27 protein-coding genes are annotated in these 26987 nt (G+C 60.0%); 16 read left to right on the top strand and 11 right to left on the bottom strand.

The genetic code is table 11. The features are described from left to right. The first annotated feature begins 19 nt into the window (after positions 1-19). Positions 20-3103, top strand: a complete 3084-nt coding sequence (locus ALTER154_RS02775) for a transglycosylase domain-containing protein (protein ID WP_160089978.1) — start codon at positions 20-22, stop codon at positions 3101-3103. 72 nt (positions 3104-3175) lie between these two features. Here ALTER154_RS02775 and cheR read toward each other — a convergent pair whose 3' ends face one another. Then, on the bottom strand, positions 3176-4003 hold the full coding sequence (gene cheR / locus ALTER154_RS02780) for a protein-glutamate O-methyltransferase CheR (protein WP_167354419.1): 828 nt from the start codon (positions 4001-4003) through the stop codon (positions 3176-3178). Positions 4004-4047: 44 nt separating this feature from the next. Continuing rightward, complete coding sequence (locus tag ALTER154_RS02785) at positions 4048-4980, bottom strand: chemotaxis protein CheV (RefSeq protein WP_090248441.1); 933 nt, start codon at positions 4978-4980, stop codon at positions 4048-4050. Positions 4981-5053: 73 nt separating this feature from the next. Here ALTER154_RS02785 and flgA point away from each other — a divergent pair, with 73 nt between their 5' ends. The 4 genes from flgA to ALTER154_RS02805 all read left to right on the top strand — a co-directional run bounded on the left by flgA (position 5054) and on the right by ALTER154_RS02805 (position 7698). Further along, entirely contained in the window at positions 5054-5812 is a 759-nt protein-coding gene (gene flgA, locus ALTER154_RS02790) for a flagellar basal body P-ring formation chaperone FlgA (protein ID WP_160085159.1), read from the top strand. A gap of 158 nt (positions 5813-5970) precedes the next feature. Then, positions 5971-6315, top strand: a complete 345-nt coding sequence (gene flgM, locus ALTER154_RS02795) for a flagellar biosynthesis anti-sigma factor FlgM (protein WP_160085160.1) — start codon at positions 5971-5973, stop codon at positions 6313-6315. An 85-nt stretch (positions 6316-6400) separates the two neighbouring features. After that, on the top strand, positions 6401-6868 hold the full coding sequence (locus ALTER154_RS02800) for a flagella synthesis protein FlgN (RefSeq protein WP_160085161.1): 468 nt from the start codon (positions 6401-6403) through the stop codon (positions 6866-6868). 80 nt (positions 6869-6948) lie between these two features. Beyond that, positions 6949-7698, top strand: a complete 750-nt coding sequence (locus ALTER154_RS02805; RefSeq protein ID WP_160085162.1) for a flagellar brake protein — start codon at positions 6949-6951, stop codon at positions 7696-7698. Here the strand turns inward: ALTER154_RS02805 and ALTER154_RS02810 are convergent. From ALTER154_RS02810 to ALTER154_RS02825, 4 genes are read right to left on the bottom strand one after another with little or no spacing between them, the layout of a single operon-like run. Next, a complete protein-coding gene (locus ALTER154_RS02810) occupies positions 7695-8306 on the bottom strand; it encodes a TIGR04282 family arsenosugar biosynthesis glycosyltransferase (protein ID WP_160085163.1) in 612 nt (203 codons plus the stop codon). The genes ALTER154_RS02805 and ALTER154_RS02810 overlap by 4 nt on opposite strands. Then, a complete protein-coding gene (locus ALTER154_RS02815) occupies positions 8303-8995 on the bottom strand; it encodes a TIGR04283 family arsenosugar biosynthesis glycosyltransferase (protein ID WP_160085164.1) in 693 nt (230 codons plus the stop codon). Before ALTER154_RS02815 ends, ALTER154_RS02810 begins: the two co-directional genes overlap by 4 nt. Then, entirely contained in the window at positions 8992-10308 is a 1317-nt protein-coding gene (locus ALTER154_RS02820; RefSeq protein WP_160085165.1) for an MFS transporter, read from the bottom strand. Before ALTER154_RS02820 ends, ALTER154_RS02815 begins: the two co-directional genes overlap by 4 nt. 54 nt (positions 10309-10362) lie before the next feature. Then, positions 10363-11604 (bottom strand): glutamine synthetase family protein, encoded by a 1242-nt coding sequence (locus tag ALTER154_RS02825; protein WP_178126355.1) that lies wholly within the window; start codon positions 11602-11604, stop codon positions 10363-10365. A gap of 446 nt (positions 11605-12050) precedes the next feature. Here ALTER154_RS02825 and ALTER154_RS02830 point away from each other — a divergent pair, with 446 nt between their 5' ends. Further along, complete coding sequence (locus ALTER154_RS02830; protein ID WP_160085167.1) at positions 12051-12686, top strand: phage infection protein; 636 nt, start codon at positions 12051-12053, stop codon at positions 12684-12686. 52 nt (positions 12687-12738) lie between these two features. Here the strand turns inward: ALTER154_RS02830 and ALTER154_RS02835 are convergent, their stop codons facing one another. Then, positions 12739-13398, bottom strand: a complete 660-nt coding sequence (locus tag ALTER154_RS02835; protein WP_160085168.1) for a YceH family protein — start codon at positions 13396-13398, stop codon at positions 12739-12741. Between the two features lie 274 nt (positions 13399-13672). On the opposite strand from ALTER154_RS02835, the gene sstT reads away from it, so the two are divergent. The 3 genes from sstT to ALTER154_RS02850 all read left to right on the top strand — a co-directional run bounded on the left by sstT (position 13673) and on the right by ALTER154_RS02850 (position 15774). Then, positions 13673-14893: a serine/threonine transporter SstT gene (gene sstT / locus ALTER154_RS02840; protein WP_160085169.1), complete on the top strand. Its 1221-nt coding sequence runs from the start codon at positions 13673-13675 to the stop codon at positions 14891-14893. Between the two features lie 197 nt (positions 14894-15090). Next, complete coding sequence (locus ALTER154_RS02845) at positions 15091-15372, top strand: peptidylprolyl isomerase (RefSeq protein WP_090248458.1); 282 nt, start codon at positions 15091-15093, stop codon at positions 15370-15372. 150 nt (positions 15373-15522) lie between these two features. Further along, positions 15523-15774 (top strand): hypothetical protein, encoded by a 252-nt coding sequence (locus ALTER154_RS02850; protein WP_160085170.1) that lies wholly within the window; start codon positions 15523-15525, stop codon positions 15772-15774. On the opposite strand, the gene ALTER154_RS02855 is transcribed toward ALTER154_RS02850, so the two are convergent. Continuing rightward, entirely contained in the window at positions 15771-16655 is an 885-nt protein-coding gene (locus ALTER154_RS02855; protein ID WP_160085171.1) for an EamA family transporter, read from the bottom strand. The two genes, ALTER154_RS02850 and ALTER154_RS02855, sit on opposite strands and share 4 nt — an antisense overlap. Before the next feature lie 272 nt (positions 16656-16927). Here ALTER154_RS02855 and ALTER154_RS02860 point away from each other — a divergent pair, with 272 nt between their 5' ends. The 7 genes from ALTER154_RS02860 (at position 16928) to ALTER154_RS02890 (ending at position 23068) form a co-directional block, all read left to right on the top strand. Next, positions 16928-17629 (top strand): YebC/PmpR family DNA-binding transcriptional regulator, encoded by a 702-nt coding sequence (locus tag ALTER154_RS02860; protein ID WP_160085172.1) that lies wholly within the window; start codon positions 16928-16930, stop codon positions 17627-17629. A gap of 188 nt (positions 17630-17817) precedes the next feature. Then, the gene (locus tag ALTER154_RS02865; RefSeq protein WP_256665403.1) at positions 17818-18432 is read left to right on the top strand and encodes a hypothetical protein; all 615 of its coding nucleotides are present in this window, start codon (positions 17818-17820) and stop codon (positions 18430-18432) included. Positions 18433-18522: 90 nt separating this feature from the next. Then, positions 18523-19131, top strand: a complete 609-nt coding sequence (locus ALTER154_RS02870) for a hypothetical protein (protein WP_160085173.1) — start codon at positions 18523-18525, stop codon at positions 19129-19131. A gap of 14 nt (positions 19132-19145) precedes the next feature. Continuing rightward, the gene (locus ALTER154_RS02875) at positions 19146-19724 is read left to right on the top strand and encodes a hypothetical protein (RefSeq protein ID WP_160085174.1); all 579 of its coding nucleotides are present in this window, start codon (positions 19146-19148) and stop codon (positions 19722-19724) included. 141 nt (positions 19725-19865) lie between these two features. Further along, on the top strand, positions 19866-20192 hold the full coding sequence (locus ALTER154_RS02880; protein WP_160085175.1) for a DUF2025 family protein: 327 nt from the start codon (positions 19866-19868) through the stop codon (positions 20190-20192). A gap of 114 nt (positions 20193-20306) precedes the next feature. After that, on the top strand, positions 20307-22049 hold the full coding sequence (locus ALTER154_RS02885) for an amidohydrolase family protein (protein ID WP_256665404.1): 1743 nt from the start codon (positions 20307-20309) through the stop codon (positions 22047-22049). A gap of 113 nt (positions 22050-22162) precedes the next feature. Then, complete coding sequence (locus tag ALTER154_RS02890) at positions 22163-23068, top strand: hypothetical protein (RefSeq protein WP_218585072.1); 906 nt, start codon at positions 22163-22165, stop codon at positions 23066-23068. Here the strand turns inward: ALTER154_RS02890 and ALTER154_RS02895 are convergent. The 3 genes from ALTER154_RS02895 to ALTER154_RS02905 form a co-directional block, all read right to left on the bottom strand. Continuing rightward, a complete protein-coding gene (locus ALTER154_RS02895; RefSeq protein ID WP_160089984.1) occupies positions 23025-24338 on the bottom strand; it encodes a phospholipase in 1314 nt (437 codons plus the stop codon). The two genes, ALTER154_RS02890 and ALTER154_RS02895, sit on opposite strands and share 44 nt — an antisense overlap. Positions 24339-24474: 136 nt before the next feature. Further along, entirely contained in the window at positions 24475-25329 is an 855-nt protein-coding gene (locus tag ALTER154_RS02900; protein ID WP_160085177.1) for an FHA domain-containing protein, read from the bottom strand. 133 nt (positions 25330-25462) lie between these two features. Continuing rightward, positions 25463-26965 carry a serine/threonine-protein kinase gene (locus tag ALTER154_RS02905; RefSeq protein ID WP_160085178.1) on the bottom strand — a complete coding sequence of 501 codons (1503 nt, stop codon included), beginning with the start codon at positions 26963-26965 and terminating at the stop codon, positions 25463-25465. Positions 26966-26987 lie beyond the last annotated feature (22 nt).

Here is a 26987-nt window from a genome sequence, read left to right on the forward strand (position 1 = left end):
TACATCAGGCTAAATGAATATGGGCGCACCTTGGCAACTCGATATCACCACCCTGCCGGCCGGCGAACCACCTAACCGGCGCAAGCGCATCAGTAAAGTGAAGGTCACTTTCTGGCTGCTGGTTTTACTGCTGTGCATCGCTGCCGGCTTTTGGCTGGCCGAGGAAGTGCGCACCTCACGCTTTCAGGCTCAGGAACTCAGCCGCTATGCGCAAACGTTGAGCTACCAGGTCAAGCCAGGCCCCAGCCCATCTATCATCTATCCCAAAGAAGGCCCTTTCGATAAGCGCCAGGGCTACACCTACCTGCCCCTGATGCTGGAACGGCTTGGCCAGCGCAATTACATCGTGCAGCAGCAGGCGCAGTTCTCCCCCGCCCTGCTCGACTATGCCCAGCGCGGCCTGTTTATCCCCTACCCGGAAAAAATCCAGAGTGGCCTGCGCATCAGTGACTGCAGCGGCACGCCCTTCTATGAATTTCGCTACCCGCAACAGCGCTACCCAAGCTTCAACGCCATCCCGCCACTGGTAGCCAGCAGCCTGCTGTTTATCGAGAACCGCAAGCTGCTCGACCCCGAGCAGCCGCTGGCCAACCCAGCGGTGGATTGGCCGCGCTTCGTCATGGCGGCCATCTCCCAGGTCGGCAAGTTGTTGGACATGCAGGATCAGTCTGCCGGCGGCAGCACTCTGGCCACCCAGCTGGAGAAGTACCGCCACTCCCCGGATGGCCTGACCTTGTCGGCCACGGAGAAACTGCGGCAGATGCTTTCCGCCAGCGTGCGCGCCTACCAGAGCGGCCCGCAGACACTGGCTGCGCGGGAAAATATCGTGCGCGACTACCTCAATAGCGTGCCGCTGTCTGCCGCTCCCGGGCATGGCGAAGTGCATGGCCTGGCCGATGGCCTGCGCATCTGGTTCGGCGCGGACTTCACCCAGGTCAATCTGCTGCTCGACCCAGCGCGCTCGCCAGATGCCAGCCTGGCCGAGCGCGGCCTGGCGCTGCGTCAGGTACTGGCCCTCATGATTGCCCAGCGCCGCCCCTCGTATTACCTGGCTCAGGGGCGTAATGACCTGGCCGAACTGACCGATAGCCATATCCGTCTGCTGGCCGGCGGCGGCCTGATTGACGCGGCGCTACGCGATGCGGTACTGAACCAGTCACTGGTCTACCGCGACTGGGCCCTGGAGCCCAACCTACAGGTGGTGGACGGTAACAAGGGCATCAGCGTTTCGCGGGCACGCCTGTCAGCCATGCTCAACATGCCGCTGTATGACCTGGATCGCCTCGACCTGAGCACCACCAGCACGCTGAACAACCAGCTGCAGCAAGCCGCCAGCCACTACCTGCAGCAATTGGCCGACCCGGAGTTTGCCGGGCAAATCGGCCTGTTTGGCGAGCGTCTGCTGTCCCCGGAAAAGACTGCCGATGTGCGCTACAGCTTCACCCTGTTCGAGCGCACCAGTAACGGCAGCGTGGTACGGGTGCAAACCGACAGCACAGACCAGCCGTTCGACATCAATGAAGGCAGCAAGCTGGAGCTGGGCTCCACCGCCAAACTCAGGGTGCTGGCCACCTACCTGGAAATCATTGCCGAGCTGCACCAGCGCCATGCCGGCCAAAGCGCCAGCGAATTGCGCGCAGTCAACGCTCAGGACAACCTCACCCGCTGGGCCATCGGCTATCTGCAGAGCACCCCCAACGCCAGCCTACCGGCCATGCTGGATGCCGCGCTGGAGCGCAAATACTCGGCCAGCCCGGGCGAGCGCTTCTTCACTGGCGGTGGCATTCACACCTTCGCCAACTTCCGCCGCGAGGACAATCAGCGCATCGCCAGCATGCGCGAAGCCCTGCGCGAGTCGCTCAATCTGCCATTTATCCGCCTGATGCGCGATCTGGTGCGCTACAGCACCTACCAGGGCCCGAACAACAGCGCCGAACTGCTCAAGGACGACAAGGACCCGCGCCGCCAGGCCTACCTGCAAGACTTCGCCGACCGCGAAGGCACCACCTTCCTGCTGCGTTTCTGGCGTAAATACCAGGGCCAGCCCGAGCAACAGCGCCTGGACACCTTCCTCAACGGCCTGCGCCACACCTCGGTACGCCTCGCTGCCGTACACCGCTACCTGATGCCGCATGCAGACGAAGCCAGCTTCGCCGCCTTCCTGCGCAAGTACCTGCCCCAGGAAAAACTCAGCGATAGGCGCATCGCCGAGCTCTATAAGAGTTACGGCCCCGGCACCTACAGCCTGCCTGACCAGGGCTATATCGCTCGCGTCCACCCGCTTGAACTGTGGCTCTTGGGCTACCTGATCGAACAACCGCAAGCGACCTTCAGCAATGCGGTGGCCGCCGGCCAGGACGAACGCCAGGAAGTCTACGGCTGGCTGTTCCGCAGTCGCCACAAGAGCGCGCGCGACAGCCGCATCCGCATCATGCTGGAGGTAGAGGCCTTCCTCGATATTCATCGGCGCTGGCAAAACCTCGGCTACCCTTTCGCCCATCTGGTGCCATCACTGGCCACCGCCATCGGCAGCTCCGGCGATCGGCCGGCCGCGTTGGCCGAACTGGTTGGAATTATTCAGAACGACGGCATTCGGCAGCCCACTGCGCGCATCGACAGCCTGCATTTCGCTGCGGATACGCCCTATGACACCCTGGTGGTACGCGATCAAACCGAGGGCAAACGAGTGATGGCCTCTGAGGTTGCGGCCGCGTTGCGCAGCGCCCTCGCCGATGTGGTTGAAGCCGGTACTGCGCGGCGCCTGCTCGGTAGTTTTATCCAGGCGGACGGTCAACCGCTGAAAGTCGGCGGCAAAACCGGCACTGGCGACAATCGCATCGAAACGGTTGGCGCCGGTGGCCGGGTACTCAGCTCGCGGGCGATGAACCGTACGGCAACGTTCGTGTTCTACCTCGGTACTCGCCACTACGGGACGCTTACCGCTTTCGTCCCAGGCCGTGCGGCAGAAAACTTCCGTTTCACCTCAGCCCTGCCAGTGCAGGTGCTCAAGGGCATGGCCCCGATTCTGCAGCCCTACCTTGAGCCAGATACCCACAGCCAGTGCCTGCCACCCAGCCCCGCAACGCATGTCAGCAACTCGTAGGGCACGAATCAAAAACTGTCCGCAATAAAAAACGGGAGGCAAATGGCCTCCCGTTTTTCAATACAACGACTGTTACTTCGCCTTGTAGATGATCCCAGGACTGCACTGCACCATCTGGTAGTGGTTAGGCAGGCCATTAAGCGCTTCGGAAGCCCCCAGAAACAGGTAACCGCCCGGCTTCAACATGGCATGAATGCGCGTGAGGATGTCCTTCTTCACCTCAGCCGAGAAATAGATCAGCACGTTACGGCAGAACACCACATCGAACTTGCCGAGGCTGGCGTAACTGTCCAGTAGGTTGAGAGGGCGAAACTCAATACGGCTACGAATCGCAGGTTTGACCACCCAGCGCCCCGGCCCCTTAGGGTCGAAGTAGCGCTGCAGACGCTCCTGGGAAAGCCCACGACCCATCGCCAGACTGTCGTATTCACCGGATTTACAGTTGATCAGCATGGTGGGCGAGAGGTCGGTGGCCACAATCTGCAAACCGCCCTTGAGCTGACCGATATTGGTCTTCTCGAACTCGTCGATGGTCATCGACAGTGAATACGGTTCCTGCCCAGAAGAGCACGCCGCCGACCAGATGCGCAGGCGCTGACCGGGGCTAGCCTTGATCATCTCCGGCAGCACACGGTTTTTCAGCACTTCAAACGGATAAGTGTCGCGAAACCACAGGGTTTCGTTGGTGGTCATGGCATCGACCACTTGCTCGCGCAAACCACTGCGCGGCTGGGTCTGCATGCGCTGCACCAGCTCCCCCAGGGTCTTGATGCTGTTCTGCTCCATCAACTTGTTGAGCCGACTGGAAACCAGATACTGCTTGTTGGTGCCAAGCAGGATGCCGCAGGCTTTTTCCAGGAAAGTCCGGAACTGCTCGAAATCCAAATTACCTGTAGACACTCGCGAGGCCTCGACAAACATATGATTCACTGAGGGCAAAGCCCTCAGTCCCCTGCCGCGATATTGATGCGGTCAGCTACCCGTGCAGCCAGGTCATCTGGGCGAAACTTAGCGAGAAAATCATCCGCGCCGACTTTCTTCACCATGGCCTGGTTGAACACGCCCGATAACGAAGTATGCAGGATGATGTGCAGCTTTTGCATGCGCGGATCTGCGCGGATCTCCGCGGTCAAGGTATAGCCATCCATTTCCGGCATCTCGATGTCGGAAATCAGCATCAAAAATTCTTCTGCGGGATTCTTGCCCTCGTCCACCATCGCCTTCAGATAATCCAGTGCCTGACGCCCATCATTCAGCGCAACCACCTCTACGCCGACAGTTTCCAGGCAGCGAGTCACCTGTTTACGCGCCACCGAAGAGTCATCGCAGGTCAACACACGCTTGCTCACCGCACGTGCCTGCGTCTCCGCATTCAGCACACCTTCAGAGATCACCTCAGATGTCGGTGCGACTTCGGCCAGAATCTTCTCGACATCAATGATTTCAACCATCTTGTCGTCCAGGTGGGTGACCGCTGTCAGGTAATGGTCACGCCCGGTGCCCTTGGGTGGTGGATGAATCGACTCCCAGTTCATGTTGACGATGCGCTCGACCGAGTGCACCAGAAAGCCCTGAACCTTGGTGTTGTATTCAGTGATGATGACAAAACTGTTGTCGATGTTAGCCAGCGGCGCGCTGCCGGTGGCCATGGACAAATCAAGAATCGGGATCGTACCGCCACGGATATTGGCGACACCACGCACGACCGGGCTCGATTTCGGCATGATGGTGAGTTTGGGGCACTGCAGCACCTCTTTCACCTTGAAAACATTGATCCCATACAGTTGGTTGCTGTTCAGACGAAACAGCAACAACTCCAAACGATTCTGCCCAACCAACTGAGTTCGTTGGTTAACCGAATCCATCACACCGGCCATACCCAAACTCCTTATTTGAGTAACAGATTGCTGTCAGCGTAGCAGGCGGCACGCGCCTTGCTATCTAACCCATATGAACACTGAAACGACAACGAACCGACACTCACTGGCAAAATGCCGCTACTGGCTGGCAGTTGTACCCGCTTTGCTGGCAGTCGGCTATAGCGCTTTGGCAACAGCCAACGCCACACGACCTGAACAACTTATCGGCGCTGGCGAAGTTTTTCTTGAGCAAGCGGTGAACGATTATTTACAGCGTAGCAACATCGCTGGCCGCCATGAGATTCAAATCAACCGACTCGACCCACGCTTGCGCCTGCCAGAGTGCCAGCAGCCCCTGACCACAACCTTGGAAAGCCCTGCGGAGCCGATTGGCCGCGTCACCCTGCGCGTACGCTGTGACGGCGCCTCGCCTTGGACGGTGTTTGTGCCCGGACAAGTGCGCCTGTACCGGGAGGTGGTGATCGCCAGCCGGCCATTGAAGCGCGACATCCTGTTGACACAAATGGACGTGATGTTGGCTGAGCGTGATGTCGGCCTACTCAACCAGGGTTATCTCACTGCACTTAAGCAAGCTATCGGCAAAAAATTGACGCGCCCTTTGTTACCCGACCAGGTGCTTGCGCCCATCCATGTACAAATGGCCGACGCCATCCGCAAAGGTGATCAGGTTGTTATCAGCGCCCGCAGCGCAGGTATCAGCGTGCGAATGCAGGGCGAAGCCTTATCTGACGGCATAATTGGCAAGCAGATCAGTGTGCGCAATCAACGCTCGAACAGAGTGATCAGAGCCCGTGTAATCGGCCCTGGACAGGTTGAAGTAGCGATGTAGGCATGATTCTTGTTTTAAACTTTGTTCACTCGGTGAGCTGACGATTATCCACACTGTGTTTAGACTGTTATTTGGCGCACACTTTTTTGCCCTAAAGTTTTCCAGGGCAATGCCGACAAGCTAGGCAAGCGTCCAAACTCTGTTCGAGGTTTTGCATCATGGTCATTGACATCAACCGGCTCAACAATGCCGCATCGCCAGCCAATTCGGGGCGGGCCGGCAGTGCGCAGGCAGGTGGCCAGAACGAAGCCATCAGCGGCAAACAGCCTGGCAACGTCCCCAACCCTGCCGAGCAGGCACAACAGGCCGGCAAAAGCGGTGAGTCCGTGCAGCTGAGCCGTGATGCGCAACAACTGCAGAAAGTCAGCGAGAAGTTGCGCGACCAGCCAACCGTCAATAAAGAGCGCGTTGCCCAACTCAAGCAAGCAATTGAAGATGGCAGTTACCAAGTTGATAGCCAGCGCGTTGCCAGCAAACTGCTTAATTTCGAATCCCAGCGCTAGTCACCGGGCTACGCTGGGGTAATTGGTCGCCCAATAGACGCTGAATGCTACTCGCATCAGTGCCTGTTACCCCGAAGAGCCTGCAATGCACGACACCCAGTTGCTTGAACTGTTCACCAACGATATCGGCACCGCCGATCAGTTGCTTGAATTGATCGACACCGAATTCCAAGCCCTCAGCGACCGCGACCTCCCTCGCCTGCAAAGTATCCTCACGGAAAAACTGCCGTTGCTGACGCTACTCGACCAGCACGGCAAGATACGCAGCCAGCTGCTTAGCAGTCTCAACCTCAGTACCGACCGTGCTGGCCTGCAAACGCTTGCAGCTCAGTCCAATCAGGGCGAGCTGTTGCTGGAGCGTGGCGACCAGCTCAACAGCCTGCTCGAACGCTGCCAAGCGGCCAATCTGCGCAATGGCCGGTTGATTCGTTCCAGTCAGGCGTCCGCTCACAGCATGCTCGGCATTCTGCGCGGCAACGAGACACCCAGCCTCTATGACAGCCGCGGCAGTGCCGCTAGAATCGGCCAGCAGCGCCCGCTTAGCCAGGCCTGAAACCCAACAAGGCACAGGGGACATACTGTCATATTGCCAGTATGCTAGTGCCATAGTATTTGCTCGGAGAGTTATGGACCGTGTCCAGTCCTTTTAGCCAGGAAGATGGCCCGCAGCCGCCCAAGGTGCTCAAGGCACCGGTGGAAATAGTTGCCAACCTGCGCCAACTGCAACAAAACCATGACCCACTGATCATCACTTTCCACGAACGTAACCAACGCTTCCAGAGCTACGTAATCGAAGTTGATCGCGACAAGAACCTGCTGATTCTTGACGAGTTAATGCCGAATGATGGCGAGCGCTACCTTGCTAATGGCGAGGCGTTTAATGTCGAAGCCTTCCATGATGGTGTCCGCGTCGCCTGGACATGCGAACAAAGCGTGCGCATTACCGACCATGAAGGTGCGCGCTGCTATTTCAGCCCGATGCCGCTTGAGGTGACCTATCACCAACGGCGTAGTGCCTTCCGCGCGCCGCTTAAGCAAAGTGAGCTGATCAAAATTGAGCTCGCCGGCGATAAGCTGCTTACAGCCGTACCGGGGCATTTGCTGGATATCTCTGCAACCGGCTGCAAGCTGCGTTTTCCCGGCAACATCACCGGCAGCCTACAGGCGGGCCAGGTCTATGAGCGGTTTACTGCACGCTTTCCTTTCGGCGCCATGACCACGGCCATCGAAATGCGGCACGTGCAATATGAAGACAAGGTAGACACCACTTTTGTCGGTGCACGTTTTCACCGTATCAATGGCCAGGAACAGCGTCTGGTCGAACGCTTCGTCTACCAGCTGCAGCGCGAAGCGCGGCGCTTTGAAAGTGACGGACTGTTCTAGATCACGATATTCAACGCCGCCAGGCGAGACAAATCTTCAGGTCGATCCACATCCCACAACGCGGGCAGCAGCCCCGGATGCCAGTCCAGCTGCTGCAGGCGTTGCAGTGTCATATCCAGCACTCGCTCAGTGCCCCACGGCATCTCACTGAACAAAGTTGCGTCTATACAACGCAACCCTAGCAGCACATAACCGCCATCCTCCGCAGGCCCAATCACGACAGACCGCTCCTGCAATGCGCTACAAGCTGCTTGCAGGTAGTCGCCATTGAGCGCCGGACAGTCATTGCCGATCAGGATTACCGCATCACTTTCAGCCAGCCCTAGCGTGGCGATACGGCGCATGCGCTCGCCAAGATCGCCAGCCGGTTGTTCGACCAACGTCCAGCCAAGGCGCTGCGCCAGCGCCTGCAGACTTGTACTGGGAACGCCATCCAACCAGAGAAAGCGCTCAGCAAAGCCGTCAGCCGGTAACTGCAATGCGCGCTCTAGCAGCATTTGCTGCAGGTCACAGGCCCCCTGAGCGCCCAGGGCTGGAATCAGGCGAGTCTTTACCTGCCCCGCGACCGGTGAACGAGCAAGCAGGTGCAATGAGATCGACAGGTTCATAGCCATGACCCTCGGCGGTATTGGCGGGCCAGCTTTGCTGGACTGACACCACAGTAGTAGGCAAGCCGCAGGCGCCACATCAGCAGCACAGTACGCACAATCCCGTTCTGCTCCCAGCGCCGACTTGAGGTCAATAAGGGCGGACGCAGACAGCGCGGTCGAGCCAGCGACTTAAGTCGTTTGCACAGCTGTAAATCTTCCATCAAGGGGATCTGTGCATAACCGCCCAACGCGTCAAAGGACTGTCGGGCAACAAAAATCCCCTGATCACCCGAGGCGATACCGCTCAGGCGCGAACGCAAACTGATCATCGCGCCAATCAGCCGCAGTGCCAGCCCTTGCCCAGATAAACGCACATCGAAGCGTCCCCACAGAGGTCGCTCACTTAGCACGTCGTGTAAGCGCATGAGCGACGCGGCACTAACCCGCGTGTCGGCATGTAAAAACCACACATATTCACCACAAGCCACCGCCGCACCGGCATTCATCTGCAACGCACGCCCAGGGGCCACTCGAAGTATTTGATCAACCCGCCCCCGTGCCAGCTCGCAAGTGCTATCGCTGCTACCACCATCGACCAGGATCAACTCAGCACCAGAGGCACGAAGTCCCGCCAAATCATCCAACAATGCGGGCAGGGCTTGCGCTTCATCGCGCGCAGGAATCACCACGCTTAGCAACGGTTTCATCCGCGCGGCTCTGGCTGAGTAGGCGATTCACCTTCAGGCGCTTGCACGGCACTGGTGTCATGCATCTGCTCTTGCACCACCTGCTCATCGACGCGCGGATCAAGTGCCGCCGTCAACGGCGAACTGGTGGTGCTGTCTGGCATGGGGATATGGTGCAGCGGCGCGTCTACGACCTGATGCAGATGGGTAACGCGCTCCGGCCGGATACGCAGCACCAGAATCAAGGCGCAGCCGCAGACGAAGGCATACAACATGTTCGCGCCGAGAAAGCGCATTAGCACGCCTGCCAGCAACGGCCCGATACTGGCGCCGACACCGAAGGTCACCAGCAGCATGGCCGTCAGTGATACCCGCCGCTCGGCTTCAACATGGTCATTGGCCAGCGCCACCGCCAGCGGATAGAGGCTGAATTGCAAGGCACACACCGCAAAGCCGCCGGCAAACAACAGCGGCAAACTGGCCTGCGGCAGAATCGCCAAAGGCAGCGCAGCCAGCGCCAGCAACGCGGCACAGCCACGGATCAGCTGCACGCGGTCATGCCGATCAGACAACCAGCCTAACGGCCACTGCACCACCAGGCCAGCGATGATGCAGCAACCCATAAACAGACCGATCTGCTCAGTGGACAAACCCATGCGCGTGCCATACAGCGGCGCCAGGCCGTAGAACGAACCAATCAGCAGTCCCGCGACCACAATGGTGGTCAGCGACAACGGCACACGGTCGATAAAGAAGCGCATTTCCAGCGGGGCTGGATGCAAGGGTGCAGGGTGCAGTTTGCGGGTCAAGGCCACCGGCACCAGGCACAGGGCAAAGCACAATGCCACCAGCATCAGCAGCTCAAGACCGAGCGTCGGGTGCACCACCAAAACCAGCTGGCCGAGAATCAAGCCGAGGTAGGAAGCCCCCATATAACCGGCAAACACCTGGCCACGCTGGCTGGTTTCCGCCTGCTCATTGAGCCAGCTCTCGATCACCATGTACTGGCACATCATGCCCAGACCGACCAGCATCCGCAGTAGCAACCAGCTGGGTAACCAGTCACTCAAGCCATGCCCGAGAACCGCAGCGGTGACCACACCGGCGCAGGCGACATAGGCGCGGATATGACCCACCCGAGCAATCAGACGGTGGCCAATCTTGCCGCCCAGCACCAGCCCCAGGTAATTGGCCGCCATCAGCGCACCGACCCAGAGTCCATCGGCCGTTTCCGCCAACCGCAACGCCAGGTAAGTACTCAACAAACCCGAGCCCAACAGCATCAACAGGGTGGCGAAATACAGCGAACTAAATGACTTGAGGATCACAGACATGGGGCGGCAGGTGTCTCCATAAAAGCCGCCGAAACCCTGCTCGGCGGTCAGACTCTAGGCATGGGCCGCCAACACGCGGCGCTCCCACGGGGTAATTTCATCAAAGAAACTGGTGAGTTCCAGCGTCTTGCTGGCGATGTAGCCTTCGATGAACTCGGCACCAAACAGTTCCTGCGCCAGTGCACTGCGCTTGAGACGCTCGATCGCGGCATGCATGGTACAGGGTAGCGCCAATTCGTCCGGGACTTCGAACTCACCCTGGATCGGCGCACTGGGCTGCAGCTGCTGTTCAATCCCATACAAACCCGCCGCAAGGCTCGCCGCCAGCGCCAGATAAGGATTGGCATCGGCGCCCGGCAAGCGGTTTTCCACCCGCCGCGCCACTGGCGCACTGGCCGGAATGCGCAGGCCTGCGGCGCGATTATCCTCCGACCAGCAGGCATTGTTCGGCGACGCATAAGGATGACAAAGGCGCTGATAGGAATTTACATGCGGGGCAAACAGCAGAGTGAAATCAGCCATAGCGGCCTGCTGACCGGCAATAAATTGATAGAACGCCGACGTTGCCTGGCCATCGGCCGCGCTGAAGATATTCTGCCCACTGCCCTGCTCCACCACACTCTGATGAATATGCATGGAGCTGCCCGGGGTATGCGCCAGCGGCTTGGCCATGCATACCACAGTGAGCCCATGCTTGAGCGCGACCTCCTTGAGCAGGTGTTTGAACAGAAAGGTCTGATCCGCCAGCAGCAGCGGATCGCCGTGCAGCAGGTTAATTTCAAACTGGCTTACGCCCATCTCATGCATAAAGGTATCGCGCGGCAACCCTAGCGCCGCCATGCACTGATTAACCTCACGGAAGAACGGACGCAGCCCGTTGTTGGAACTCACACCGAAGGCCGAGCCGCCGTCTTCACGCCGACCATCTAGCCCGAGCGGCGGCTGAAATGGCTGCAGCGGGTCGGCATTGCGGGCAAACACGAAAAACTCCAGTTCGGTCGCCACCACCGGCTGCCAGCCATGACTGGCGTAACGCGCAATTACCTGCTTAAGCAGGCCGCGGGTCGACAACCCGGAACTACGTCCATCCAGTTCATCAGCATCACAGATGGCCAGTGCGCGCGACGTTTCACTCCAGGGCAGCCGATGAATCTGTGTCGGTTCTGCATTCAAGGCCAGGTCACCGTCATCACTGCCGTAATAACACGGCGCCGGATAGCCACCCATGATGCATTGCAGCAATACCCCGCGCGCTAACTGCAAGCGCCGTCCCTCCAGAAAACCCTCAGCCGTCATCACCTTGCCGCGCGGCACACCGTTGAGATCAGGCGTTACACATTCAACTTCATCAACACCACGCAGCAACTCAGCCAGGGCGGTGCGGTCGAGGGTACTCATTTGCTGTTGTCCTTATTGATGCAAGAGGCCGCAGTTGCACGGCGAGGCGCACAAAATACGCACCAGCCGTTCGATATTTCAAGCAAAGCCACACCCGATACCTGACGCGCAAGCTACGCAGTCAAATGTATCGACTAATTAGATATTAATGATCATGCACAATCGCTCCAAAAACCATCGTATAGACACTCAAAAATAAATATAACTACATGATAAATAAACTATTAATTCAACTATCGATGCCGTCGATGATTACCATGCCCAGCCTGCACTTCTTCATCAAATTTTCATCCGTATGATTGGCTCCGTACTCACTTACACCCGCCCTTACGAGGAGCCTGAACATGAAAAAGCAAATTCTCACCGCCCTGATCCTGAGCAGCCTGTCCATCAGCGCCTTTGCCCTGCCACAGAACAACCCGCAGCCACTGCTGGGTGAAAAGCAGGACAGCAGCGTAAAAACCCTGATGGGTTTTGGTAGCAACCTGCAAACTGAAGGCGGTGCTGATCGCACTGGTGCAAACCGTATCGCCGAAGGCGGTGCTGATCGTCTGCAAGAGCGCCTGCGTGTAGCCGAAGACGGTGCCGACCGCACTGGCGCAAACCGTGTCGCCGAAGGTGGCGCTGATCGCCTGCAAGAGCGCCTGCGTGTGGCCGAAGACGGTGCCGACCGCACTGGCGCAAACCGTGTCGCTGAAGGCGGTGCCGATCGCCTGCAAGAGCGCCTGCGTGTGGCCGAAGACGGTGCCGACCGCACTGGCGCAAACCGTGTCGCTGAAGGTGGTGCTGATCGCCTGCAAGAGCGTCTGCGTGTAGCCGAAGACGGTGCCGACCGCACTGGCGCTAACCGCGTCGCTGAAGGGGGTGCTGATCGCCTGCAAGAGCGTCTGCGTGTAGCCGAAGACGGTGCCGACCGCACTGGCGCAAACCGTGTCGCTGAAGGTGGTGCTGAACGTACACCAGGCCTGCGCTTTAGCTGATTACAGCTAATAGGCAATACAAAAAAGGTGCTCAATCGAGCACCTTTTTTGTTTATTGCGCAGGCGACTCCAACTGCGCCAAGCGCTCTTCCAGCGCCGCAATCCGCGCCTCCAAAGCTTCCAGGCGCTCATCCTGCTGCCCCCCCGCCGTCGCGCGCTGCGGCTCACTGGCTCTGGCTGCCAATACCGCCTGCAAATCCGTTGGGTCACCCAGCACATGCATATAACGGTCTTCACGCTGCCCCGACTGGCGTGGCAACAGGCAGGCCAGTTCGCGGCTGATCAGGCGCTCAAGGTGATGCTGCACCTGCTCGGCATCATCAAAATCATGCATGCGGCTGCTGCGGGTCAGCAGCTCGTTGATGGTCTGCGGGCCTCGCAGCAGCAACAGACCGATCAGCACCACCTGCGCCGCCACCAGCTCCAGCGCTTTGTCGGCGCGGTGTTCCCAGCGATCCGCTCGGCTCCCCATCACCAGGCGCGCCATTTCACGCCCCTCCAGGCTGCGCAGAGCCTGGCCGACCTGGCCGGCGGTAAGGTTGAGCACCGGCTCGCGACTGGTTTTCTGATTGCAGGCCAGCACCAGGGCATTCAGCGTCAGGGGATAGGCTTCGGGGGTGGTCAGCTGCTTTTCGATCAAGCAACCCAGTACCCGCGCTTCGACGATCGTCAGGGTTTCAACCGCCATAGCGTTCGCATCTTCGTTGGACATAACCACCTCATGGCCTCGCAAAGGCCCTAGCCTAGCCCGCCTGACGGCCGGTTGATAGGCATGACTGCCGCTGGGCGGCGCTGGCACTGCACCAGCGCTTAACAGCGGATCACTGTGGTAGAGTCGCGCGCTATTTTTCAGCGTGGCCTTGTTTCATCCCCCGCGAAAAGCCTCATAACGCGCACCGCAGCCATGCATCCAGCCCCCGGCGCCCCAAGCCCCGCAGGCAATATGAAGAGATCGCAGGCCTGCCCGCCAAGTAGAGATGCATGTCATGACCACTGCCCAACACCCGCTTGTCCAACTGCTCAACCGCACCAGCCTGGTGCTGCAAATCGCTATCGGCCTGGTGGCCGGTATCGCCCTGGCGCTGCTCCTGCCTGAAGCCGCAGCGAGCGTCAGCTTCCTCGGCAAGGTGTTCGTCTCGGCGCTGAAGGCCGTGGCTCCGGTGCTGGTATTCGTACTGGTGGCTGCATCGATTGCCAACCATCAGCAAGGCCAGCAGACCCATATCAAACCGATTCTGCTGCTGTACCTGATCGGCACCTTCAGCGCAGCGCTGATCGCAGTAGCCGCCAGCTTTGCCTTCCCGTCCAGCCTGACCTTGGTGAGCAACAGCGCCGAGCTGTCGCCACCCGGCGGCATCAGCGAAGTGCTGAAAACCCTGCTGCTGAATGTGGTGGATAACCCGATCAACGCCCTGCTCAAAGGCAACTTTATCGGCATCCTGGCCTGGGCCATTGCCCTGGGATTTGCTTTCCGCCACGCCAGCCCAAGCAGCAAGCAAATGCTCGCTGACCTCTCCGACGCAGTAACCAGCATCGTAAAACTGGTGATTCGCCTGGCACCACTGGGGGTTTTCGGCCTGGTTGCAGCCACGCTGGCCGAGTCGGGCATGTCCGCTCTGCTCGATTACCTGCACCTGCTGCTGGTCCTGGTCGGTTGCATGCTGTTTGTCGCCCTGGTGACCAACCCGGCGATTGTCTACTTCAAAACCCGTCGCAACCCCTACCCGCTGGTACTGACCTGCCTGCGCGAAAGTGGCCTGACCGCGTTCTTCACACGCAGTTCGGCGGCCAATATCCCGGTCAACCTGCAGCTCTGCCAGCGTCTGGGCCTGCATGAGGAAACCTACTCGGTGTCGATCCCACTGGGCGCGACCATCAACATGGCCGGCGCAGCGATCACCATCACCGTACTGACCATGGCCGCCGTACACACCCTGGGCATCGCTGTCGATCTGCCGACTGCCCTGCTGCTCAGCCTACTCGCCTCGATCAGCGCCTGCGGCGCGTCGGGCGTGGCCGGTGGCTCACTGCTGCTGATCCCGTTGGCGTGCAGCCTGTTCGGCATCCCCAATGATGTAGCCATGCAGGTGGTCGCCGTCGGCTTTATTATCGGCATAGTGCAGGACTCAGCAGAAACCGCGCTGAACTCCTCCACCGATGTGCTGTTCACCGCCGCCGCTTGCCAAGCTGAGCAACAACGCAGCTAAACGCTGGCCGAAACAACAAAAGGCTTACCCATGGGTAAGCCTTTTTTATGCACGCCATTCAGGGTTCAACGCAACGCGGCGTGAATCAGCGCTCCAGGCAGCTTTTATTACTCAACCGATAAACGTCGCACGCCCAGCGTTTGAATAACCTAACGATTCCGGTAGGCTTTGCCGCTTCTTTATAAGGAGTAATTCCCATGGCCCGCGCCACTGCCCGTCACATCCTGGTTGCCAGCGAAGACAAGTGCAACGAACTGAAAGCCGCAATCGAAGGCGGTGCCGACTTCGCCCAAGTCGCCAAAGACAACTCCAGCTGCCCGTCCAGCCGCAGCGGCGGTGACCTCGGCTCGTTCGGCCCAGGCCAGATGGTCAAGGAATTCGACACCGTAGTATTCAGCGCACCAATCAACGTGGTGCAAGGCCCGGTGAAGACCCAGTTCGGTTATCACCTGCTGGAAGTGACCAGCCGCCAGGACTGATCCTGCCTCTTCGCTGGGCCGCTCGGCCCGGCGAATCCTATTTTCGCGCAGCGCCCATCGGGCACCACGCCACTGACCAACAGTCCAGAACCTCGGGCAATAGCCAGGTATACTCGCCGGCCTTTTCTTCTCGCACCCGCGGACCTCGCCATGACCCAGATTCCAGCAGCTGAACCCACCCTCGCCGTTCAGTCTGCCGACAGCGCCGCGCCGTCCACCAGCGAGAGCAACGCCACCAACGCGGTTAAAGCCAGCGGCTTTGCCTCGCTGTTCGGCGCAGCCAAAGCCGCTTCAGGCAAACAAGACGATCAGCCCTGGCACCAGAAGGGCAACAAGTCGAGCCACGAAAAGAAGATTGGCCCAGCGCCAAGTGGGACTCGCCGCGCCATGGGTAAACGTTAAGCCCAACGCGCGCGCAAACGCTCCTGCAACCAACCGCCGCAAAAATTCAGCAGCAAACCGAGCATCACCAACAGCGCACCGACTAGCTGCAGGCTGCTCAGGCGCTCATCAAGCAGCAATGCCGATGAGGTCAGTCCGACTACTGGCACCAGCAGCGAGAACGGCGCCACCTGGCTGGCTGGGTAGCGCGACAGTAAGCGGCTCCACAGGCCATAGCCCAGAATGGTCGCGCCGAATGCCAGGTAGACCAGCACCAGCAAGGTATCCAGGCTAAAGCCGCGCAGCGCAGACTCGATTACCTCAGGGCCTTCCATCAGCCAGGACAGCGCAAAAAACGGCAACGGCGGTACCAGGCTACCCCACACCACCAAGCCCACCAGATTCACCTTGCCCAGCTTGCGCGTCACGATATTGCCCAGCGCCCACATGGCGGCAGCGCATAAGGTCAGTAGAAAACCGGCCAGGGTCATCAGGCCATTACCCTGCGAGCCAATCAGCAGCAACCCACCGGCCGCCACCAGCAGGCCGAACAGATTGGCCAGGCGAAAACGCTCACCCAGCAACAGCACAGCAAACAGCAGGGTAAACAGCGCCTGCGATTGCAGCACCAGCGACGCTAGGCCAGCCGGCATGCCAACGGACATGGCCGAGAACAGAAAGGCAAACTGCCCCAGCGAGATGGTCACGCCATAGGCCAGCAGCCAACGCAGCGGAATCTGTGGCCGCTTGATAAACAGCACGGCAGGAAAGGCCGCCAGAAGAAAGCGCAACGCGCCCAGCAGCATCGGCGGCATCTCATGCAGGCCGATCTTGATCACCACAAAATTCATGCCCCAGACGATGATCACCACCAGGGCCAGCAGTAAATCCTTGGGTTGCATGGACGCTCCAGATTAATCAATCAGCGCTTATTAAAGCGGCCAGCAACGCCATAACGCCCATACAGAAACCCGGCAAATAAGCCGTACAGCACAACACTGATCGGCAGATTGCAGCGCCACAGGTGCCGCCAGCGCCTCGAAGGGCTAGAATCGCAGCCTTTAGAATTTGTTTCGGATCTTGCGCTGCGCAAGCGCGACCATTGTTAACGCCTAATCACCGGCGCACAGCAGGTTCGAGACCCACCTATTAACCCGCAACGACGAGAAAACCCATGGGCGCCCAGTGGAAAGCCAAACCTAAAGAAGCCGCGGCCAACGCCAGAGGCAAGATCTTCGGCCGCTTGGTCAAGGAAATCATGATCGCCGCCCGCAACGGCGCCGACCCGGACCTGAACCCCAAGCTGCGCCTGGCCATCCATCAAGCGAAAAAAGCCTCGATGCCCAAGGAAACGCTCGAGCGGGCGATCAAGAAAGGCGCCGGCCTTTTGGGCGACACCGTAACCTTCCATTCCGCCACCTACGAGGGTTTCGCCCCGCATCAGGTGCCGGTGATCATCGAGTGCCTGACCGACAACATCAACCGCACTGTGGCAGAAGTCCGCGTGCTGTTCCGCAAGGGCCAGATGGGCGCTTCCGGCTCGGTGACCTGGGATTTCGACCACGTGGGCATGATCGAAGCCAGTACCGAGAGCGATGCCGACCCGGAAATGGCCGCCATCGAAGCCGGCGCTCAGGATTTCGAGCCAGCCGATGAAGGCAACACCCTGTTTATCACTGAGCCGACTGACCTCGACGCCGTGTGCCGCGCACTGCCGGAACAGGGTTTCAGCGTCAACTCGGCGAAGATCGGCTATATCCCGAAAAACCCGGTGAACAGCCTGACTGCAGAACAACTGGAAGAAGTCGAAGCCTTCCTCGAAGCCCTCGACGCACACGATGACGTGCAGAACGTCTACGTCGGGCTTTCCGGCTAAACAAAGACTGACCAGGCCCGCCGTGCAGGATGCGCTGCGGGCCCACCAACTGCCCCATCAATGTGCGCAGTTCGTCGAATCGGTCGATTAACCACTGCCCGCGCCCCGCAAAGCGGGTAGAATCGCCGCCCGCCGCGCCACCAGCGCCCGGCGTGTACACAAGGACGTTGTCACACAGGAGTTTTACCGTGCACAAGTTTCTGATTCTGGCCGCTTGCCTGCTGCTTGGCGCCTGCGCCAGCAACCCGCAGACGACCTACCAGCAAGACGTCAAGGCGGGCAAAAGTCCCATGGCCAAGAGCGCCCTGGAAGCCATCCACAACACTCAGGCCATCCCGCTGCCGCTCAACCCGGGCCTGTTGGCACCACAGTGGCCGATCAGCGCCGATGAGCCGCGCCTGGACTTCGGCAGCTCGATCTCCAACTACCGGATCTTTTCCCTGCAGCTGAAAAAGGGCGAGCGCTACACGCTCAACGTGCACTCACTGTGCAACGACCCCTGCATGGGCGTCAGCAAATATGCCCTGAAACCACGCGCCATGCTGCTGGATGCCTACGGCGCAGTGATTGCCGACAAGCCCTCGCGTGCCGAGGCCGTGGTCGGGCAGATCAGCCTGAGCTGGGATGGTGAAGCCGCCGAAGACGGCACTTACTACCTACTGGTAGCCGCCGATAACGACGACATCGGTGAAACCATCGTGATCGACGATGTCTGGGTCAACAACTCGCCGCTGATGGCGGTCAAGGTGGGCATGCAAAGTTCGCCATTCGGCAAGATCAGCGCCTTCTCCAGCACCCGTTAGTCCCTCCCCCGCTTTCCCGCTACGCCAGGCAGTATCCATGTGCTGCCTGGCGTGGCCTATCGCCGTGCAACACCCAATCAAGGATGAGCCATGAAAACTCTGCATTACCTTGTAGCCGCGCTGTTCAGCCTTAGCCTGACCGGCTGCGTATCCTTCACCCCAGCCGGCCCGATTGGCGACCCCAAGCAGCCCGCCAGTTACACCCAGCCCCGCGCCGTGATGGTCGATGACGTACAGATCACCGACAACAAGATCAACGACAACCTGCGCAAAACCCTGAGCAGCCAGTTCACCGAACAACTGAGTAACCGCATCGAGCGGGGCGAGTACTTCGCCAAGGTGATCAGCTTCCCCGCCACCCTAGGCGAACAGGATGTGCTGCTCAAACTCAACCTAACTTCGCTCAAAGGCAAGCGCACACCGCATCCAGCCTATTTCCCCGGAGCCCTGCTGACACTGACTGTGTGGATCTGGGTCAACGGCCCCATCTATGTCGACAAATACGACCTGGCCGGCGAACTGTCGATCACCGACGTCCAGGGCAAGCTGCTCGCCAGCAGCCGTCAGCAGGTCAAGCTCGACCAGAACACAGGCCTCTGGGACAACGACTATTTCAACATGTCGCTCGGCTCAGACCAGCTGAACCAACTGGTTGAACAACTGCTGCAGGACAGCACCCGTCAACTCGCTCGCCCCTAACAAGGATGTCACGCATGAAAGCCGTCTTTACCGCCCTACTCGCCGCTGCCCTACTTTCGCTAACGGGCTGTCTGTCCTACTCGCACCACGACCTGGCCCAGGTTGAACAGTGGCCGCTGACCGCCAGTGAGCAACCTACACAGTCGGCCTACGTCAAAGTTGATAGCCAATACCTGTTCAATGATCAGACTCGCGCAGGGGGCTTCAACCAGGCCAATCTGGAAAAGCTGGTCGTTACCCAGTACCAGGACAGCAAGCGTTTCAGCAACGTCACCACGGCCAAGCAGAAAGCCGACATTTATATCAGCGTGCGCGTCAGCAACCATGAGCGCGGCAGCCTGGCCAGCGCCTTTATCACCGGCTTCACCCTGTTTGTAATACCGGGCAAGTTCAGCAATGAACTGAGCATGGAAACCACCTTCAAGGATGGTGACGGCAAGGTGCTCGGGCGCATCGAGAAACGCGAAACCATCACCACCTGGATGCAACTGCTACTGATCGTGGCGGTGCCCTTCAACGAATCGATTGACCCCATCCTCAACCAGCTGACCCAGAGCAGCCTGGAAGAAGCCGCACGGCAGAAGTTGATCTAGCCACACCGCACCAGGCATCACGACCGCAATGGTCGTGGTGCCCAACAGCCCATCCACTCACTTATTGATCCATCGCAAGATCCTCTGCCCAGAGCGCTTTAGCCTATGCCGATGACATCCATTGCCATCGACGAGGGTCCCATGAGCATCACCTCTGCCAGCATCTGCGCGGCTGCCGACCAACTACAGGGCTTTGTCGGTTTCAATGCCAAGACCGGGCGCTATATCGTGCGTTTTTCCGAAGACTCCTTTGGCCTCGACGTGCTCGAACAGAGCATCACGCCTACGTGCGAATTCGTCTGGCGTGCCTTTGACGGCGAACTGATGAGCCTCGACCGCGCGCGCCTGCAACTGCTGCTGGAACAGAACATCGATGACCGCCTGGCGATCAGCGAACCGCTGCGGGCCTATATGCGGCGTACCGATATGCCGGAGATCAGCGCCGAACGCCGTCGCCTTAACGCTTGAGCAGCTTGGCGAGGTGGCCGAATTGACCGAGGGTTGTTCACTTACACCCTCACAACAACGGCGTACGGCAGACTAAGCTCGACGGGTCAGAATCACTCGCCAAGGAGCTTGCCGATGTTCGATGTGCTGATCAAAAACGCGCTGTTTTTCGATGGCACCGGCGCGCCCGGCGTCGTGCGTCACCTTGGCATCCGTGACGGTAAGCTGGCCTGCATCAGCGCCAGCGCCCTGGATGAGAGCGATTGTGGCCAGGTGATCGATGCGCAAAACCGCTGGGTGACACCCGGTTTTATCGACATGCACACCCATTACGACGCCGAACTGGTGGCCGCCCCTGCGCTCAAGGAGTCGGTGCGCCATGGCGTGACCACTGTGATGATCGGCAGCTGCTCGATCAGCATGGTGTTGTCCGGCCCGGAAGACTGCTCGGACCTGTTCACCCGCGTCGAATCGGTGCCGCGCGAGCATGTCCTGCCGCTGCTGCAGGCACGCAAGACTTGGCACAGCGCCAGCGAATTCGCCGCCTTTCTCGATCAGCATCCGCTGGGGCCGAACATCTGCTCCTTCCTCGGCCACTCTGATTTACGCGTTGCCGTGCTTGGCCTGGAACGCGCCGTAGACGCCAACGTACGCCCCACCGAGGGTGAATTACAGCAGATGGAACGCTTGCTGGAAGAAGCGTTGGACGCCGGTTTGCTCGGCCTGTCGAGCATGACCAACCCTTGGGACAAGCTCGATGGCGACCGCCAGCGCTCGAAATCCCTACCCTCGGTGTATGCACCCTGGGCCGAGTACGCGCGGCTGAACAAGATCCTGCGCCGGCGCGGACGCATCCATCAGGGCGCGCCGAACCTGGTGACCAAACTCAACGTGCTGGCCTTTCTCTGGGACAGCATCGGCGGTTGGTGGCGCAAGCCGCTGAAGACCACCCTGATCACCCTGATGGATGTCAAAGCCGACCCGTGGCTCGCCCCGGTACTTGGCCCACTGACCCGCTGGATCAATCGCCTGACCCATGCCGACTTCCGTTGGCAAACCCTGCCGGTGCCGTTTGAAACCTACGCCGACGGCATGGAGTTTGTGGTTTTCGAGGAGTTTCCCGCCGGCCAGGCCGCGCTGCACCTGGCCAACCACGACATGCGCAGTCAACTGTTCCAGGACCCGGCCTACCGCCTGCGCTTTCGCCAGGACGTGGAGAAGAAATTCGGCCCACGGGTCTGGCACCGCGACTTCGACGACGCCTGGATTGTCGACTGCCCGGACGCCAGCGTGGTCGGCAAAAGCGTTGGCGAACTGGCCAAGGCCCGTAATGAACACCCGGCCGATCTGTTTCTCGACCTGCTGGTGGCCCACGGCCCGCGCCTGCGCTGGCGCACGTTGATCGCCAACCATCGCCCCGAGGTGGTGGAGAAGCTGGTGTGCGAGCCAAGTACGCTGATCGGTTTTGCCGACTCCGGTGCGCATATCCGCAATATGGCCTTCTACAACTTCGGTGTGCGCCTGCTCAAACTGGTGCGCGATGCCGAGCTACGCGGCCAACCGGTAATGCCGATTGAAACGGCAATCTGGCGCCTGACAGGCGAGCTGGGTGAGTGGTTCAACATTGACGCCGGCAGGCTCTACGAAGGCGCTCGTGCCGACCTGGTAATCATTGACCCCAGTGCGCTGGATGAATCCCTGGCCAGCTACCAGGAAGCGCCGATGGAGGCCTTCGGCGGCTTGCAGCGCATGGTCAACCGTGGCGACGCCGTGGATGCTGTTGTGATCAACGGGCGTATCGCGTACCAGCAAGGCGTATTCGCCAGCGACCTGGGGCAGGCGCGTGGCTACGGAGCGTTCTTGCGCAGCAGGGCCTGAGTCGACAATGGCAATCGACCTACGGCATACGGTCGCGACGCCAGGCTGGCATAATGCGCGCCGCACTGCCCACTGAACCCTGCCGGGCCGGTATTGAAAGGATTCATATCGATATGCCACTCCCCTTGCAACAGACCGTCTGGCGCTGGCTGTTATGCCTGTTGCTGTGCGGTTTGTTATTGCCCGTGCACGCGAGTGACGCGACCGCCATTTACTACCCGCGCTGGAGTGACGGTGATGAGTCGCGCTCCAACTACATGCTGGCTCAGTTACGCTTGGCGCTGGATAAAGCCGGCAGCCCACTGCGTCTAGTACCCACGCACACCAGTATGGAGCAAGAACGTGCGTTGGTTGATTTGCAACACGACAAACACCTGGATGTGGTCTGGAGCATGACCAGCCGCGAGCGCGAAGAACGCCTACTGCCTGTACGCATACCGTTGGACAAAGGGTTATTCGGTTGGCGTGTCGCGTTGCTGCCCCGCGAGCGCGTGGACCTGCTCAAGCACGTGCGAACCCTGGATGACCTGCGCCAGTTTACGGCAGGCCAGGGCCACGACTGGCCCGATACCGCCATTCTGCAAAGCCAGGGCTTACCCGTGGTGGTGTCGTCCAATTATGCCAGCCTGTTTCATATGCTGCAGGCACGGCGCTTTGATTACTTCCCGCGATCGATTCTGGAAATCGGTACCGAGCTGCAAAACCCACGGGCACAGCAGTTGGTCGCCGACCCGCATGTGCTGCTGCACTACCCCACAGCGTTGTATTTCTTCTTTTCACCGCGACGTCCGGAACTGGCCGAAACCGTTCGCATCGGCATGGAGCGCGCCGTCGCGGACGGCTCCTTTGAGCAGTTGTTCAAGCAACAATTCGCCAACAGCCTGGCGCATCTGCAAGACGCCGAACGCCAGGTGATCGAACTGCCCAACCCGCTATTGCCCAGTGCCACCCCGCTGCAGAGGCGTGAACTGTGGTTCAGTCCGACGCAGTTACGCCAGACACAGGGGGCGCCAAAGTAGTCTGCACAACGTTGCGGGTGTGTGCGCCAAAGCGTTTAAACAGCACCACCAACATCTGCTCAAGTACCGGGTCGGCTTGAGCCTGAGTCAGCTGATTCCCCCCGCTAAACCCTGGCGCAGCCGCGGGCTTGCGGGCCAACCACTGACCAATCACCGGATCCAGCGCATCCGCCGTGGCATAGGACTCGGCCGCCACCACCTGCTGCGCGTAATCCACCGAATAAGTCGGATACGCATCCGGTGGCGCTTGCGTATACGCCTGCAACAGGGGCGCTGGCGTTTGTTCGTCCATCAGGTGCTGCATGCGCTCCAGCTGATACTCCTCGATGGCCGTGTGCCGATCCGCCACGCGGGCAATCGCTGCTTGGCGGTCTTGCGGGTAACCGGCTGCGCCTTTGAGCGCAATCAGCATCAGCTCTGGCGTACTGAAGCCCGGAACGGTCTTGGCGTGGTAGGGCTGGGTCAGGTCCTGCATGTAGTGCAGCGCCCAGCCGAGGAAGCGATAGCCCCAGTAGTCGTGCCCAGTGGCCAAGGCCAGCCGCGCCAGCCCGGTGTATTGGTAGATGCGCCAGTGCGGCAGGGTGCGGCGTAGATAAGGCGCTGCCTGAAGCACCAACTCCGGCTCGTGGTAATAACCGATATGAAATGGCGCCTGGGAGGAATACTCGAAGCGCGCATCGCCGAAGGGCTGCACGCCGAAGTTGTAGCGCGCGCCGGAATCGCCTGGGTTGTCGCTGAACAGGTTGATATCGTGGCCATAGTCCGGCTCATCGGCCGCACTGCTAAGCACCTGCACGGCACTCACCGCCTCACCCGGCTGCAGTGCCAGATAACGCCAGTGGCTCCAGGGGCCGATCTTGCGAAACACCAGCACCTGCTCGGCAGCCAGACGCGGCCGGCCGTCATCGGCCTGCCCCGGCAATTGCTGAACGAAACCAGCCAGACGAATCTGCGGGTTGACCCGCAATGCCTGCAGAAACGCGGCACGACGCTGCTCAGGCAGGGTGCTCGCGGCCTCGAATCGCAGATCATCAGGGCGTGGTGGATAGTCCGGAAAATGCGCACGGGCAAAGGTTTCCTGCTCATCCAGCAATTGCTCGATTGCCGGCGCCTGTGCGTCCAGAAAGGTCTGCAGCGGTTCATAGGTCAGTGTGCGCTGCAACTGCGGCAGGTTCTGCAAGGCCAGCTGACTGCCCAGCGAGTGGTTGGACCACGCCAGGGCATTGAACGGCTGAAGCGCCAGGCAACAGGCAGGTAGCAACAGGAGCAATGGCTTCACGGAGACTCCAACAGCGGATGGCAGTGCAAAGGACGTAGCCTAACGCCAAAGCTGCCACCTGGCACTGTCGTATCAAGTCAGCCCATTCACCAATCGAGCAGCGCAGTGCGCGCAGAGCCCGCCAGAGCTAGAGAACAAACACCACCACCGCCGCGACCGACCCGGTTACCAACAGCCCAGCCAACGCCAGCAACGGCTTGTTCAAGCCAGGGGATTCATTGGCCGGCGCTGCACGCAGCGGGTTGGCCTGCACGTTTGTGCGCAGCGGGTTGGACTGGTTGTTCGGCGAGCTGGAAAGCGGCGCCGCTTTGAGCGGTTTTGGCAGGTCCACCGCGCGCATAAACAGCGTGGCGTCTTCATCCTCGCTTGTCGCCACGGTGCTTTTCGGACCGATCACCAGCAGGCTCACCGAGCCCATCTTCAACTGATCGCCCGGCTGCAGTACCGCCGTCGTGACCTTCTGTTGGTTGACCAGTAGGCCGTTAGCCGAAGCCAGGTCTTTGACCTCTAGCACGTCATCCTTGAGGAAGAACTCACAGTGACGGCGCGATAACTCCTGATCGCTGAAGCACAGCTCGCACTTCACCGAACGGCCAAAAGTCATGGAGCCGTTGATATGAAATTTCTTGCCTTCGTGTTCACCCTGAATCACCTGCAAGTACCAGCGCGCGGCTTGCTCGGTGTGGGTCTTGCTGCGCGCCGGGTCGACCAACTGCAGCTCCACCTCCCCCAGGCGCACACGGTCATCAGCGCGCAGTTGGAAGCGCGTGCTGACGCGCTCGTCATTGACGAAAGAGCCGCTCGGACTGCCCACATCGGTCAGGTAATAGAAGCCCTGATCCTGACGGATTTCCGCGTGAAACGAAGCGATGCTAGGGTCTTCCAGCACCAGGCTGTTGCGGCTGTCCTGGCCGATGGTGAAACGCTCGTCGACCAACCAGATCGGGGCCTGACGATTATCACTGAAGTGAATTTTGAGCATCTACGCACTCCGCCAACATCGGTTAAACAACCAGCTGTAACCCGTCGTACCTGGGTATTCATATACGGCACGGTGGACGAGGCGCGCATGCTGCCTGCCAATCTAGCCAGTAGCAATATGCCAGCATAAAAACTTAATCGAATAGGTTGTTCCATAACCGCTTGACGGGGTTTACCGGTGCCGGCTGTTCAGCAGCTGCCGGCCGGCGCCGCGGCGTTTGGGCCAGGCGCACACGCTGCTCGTGGCCATCCAGCAACTGCAATAACGGCTCGTTGGCCGGCTCCACTTCCAGGCCCTGCTGCACCAGCGCCAAGGCCAGGGCAAACTCGCGGCGCTTGTAGGCGGCTTCGCTTTGCTCGATATAGCGCTGCGCCACCCGGTTGATTCCGGCCAGGGCCAGCAGATTATCGGGCTCCCAGGCCAACACCTGACGGAAGTAGTAAGTCGCACTGTCATCCTCAGGCAGCAGCAACTGCTGATCAGCCAGACGCTGCTCAGCCAACGCCAAGTACTGGTTGATCCGCGCCTGCAGCACCCGCGCCAGGCCATCCAGAGCTTCCGGGTTATCCGCATCCAGCGCCAGCACCTGGCGGAACAGGTAATCGGCGTTGTCCTGCGGCGGTTCCAGCAGGCTGCCGTTCTGCAGGCGCAGCTCGGCACGCGCCAGGTAGTCGCTGATCTGTTTTTGCAGGTACAGGTAATAACCGCCGCTGGCAGCACCGGCCAGCAACACGATGCCGGCCAGCAGCGAGACCCACAGCGTACTGCGCGCAGTTTTGCGTTTGGCCGGTTTGCTCAGGCTCAGCGCGGGGGCGATGCGCGTGCTGTCCGGGTCATCGTGGGTCAGCTCATCGAGGCTGGCAAGCAGCACCTTGCAGTCAGCAAAACGCTCATCCGGCTCTTTCGCCAGCATGCGATCGAGCAACCACTGGTAGTTCTGCAAATGCGCCGGCAGTTGCGGCACGTCCATCTGCAGGTGGTTCATCACGGTCTGGGTGTAGTTGGCGGCGCGGTAGGGATTACTGCCCGTGAGCATCTCCAGCAGGATCACCCCCAAGCTGTAGATATCACTGCGCGCATCCAGTGCCTGGCACTGCGCCTGTTCGGGGCTGCTGTAGGACGGGCTGCCGACGGCGATGCCGAACTGGGTCAGGTCATGGTCCAGCTCGACTTCCTTGGCCACGCCAAAGTCGGTGATCACCGCCGTGCCGTCGCTGCGAAAGAGGATGTTGGCCGGTTTGATATCGCGGTGTACCAGGCCTTTGTCATGTACCACCGCCAGGCCGCTGGCCACCTGCTGCACGATACGCAGCGCGCGCGGCAGGTCGAACACCTCGCCCTTGTGCTGCGCCAGATCGCCACCCGGGACGAACTCCATAGTCAGGTAGTGGCGACCATCGGCGAGCTGGTCGATGTCATAGATGGTGATGATCGAGGGGTGATGCAGGGACGCCACAATGTGGCCTTCCTTGAGAAAGCGCTGACTGAACGCCTGATCATCCGCGCTCAGCAGCACCTTGATCGCCACCTTGCGCTGCAGGGACGCCTGCGTGGCCAGGTACACCTCGGCCATGCCGCCTTTACCCAGGCGACCATGCACCTGATAACCGGGGATTTCGAGCAATTGTTCAGTCATGGGGGTCAGTGCACACCGGCGA

It is taken from the genome of Pseudomonas sp. 9AZ, assembly GCF_902506525.1.
GTDB classification, from domain to species: domain Bacteria; phylum Pseudomonadota; class Gammaproteobacteria; order Pseudomonadales; family Pseudomonadaceae; genus Aquipseudomonas; species Aquipseudomonas peli.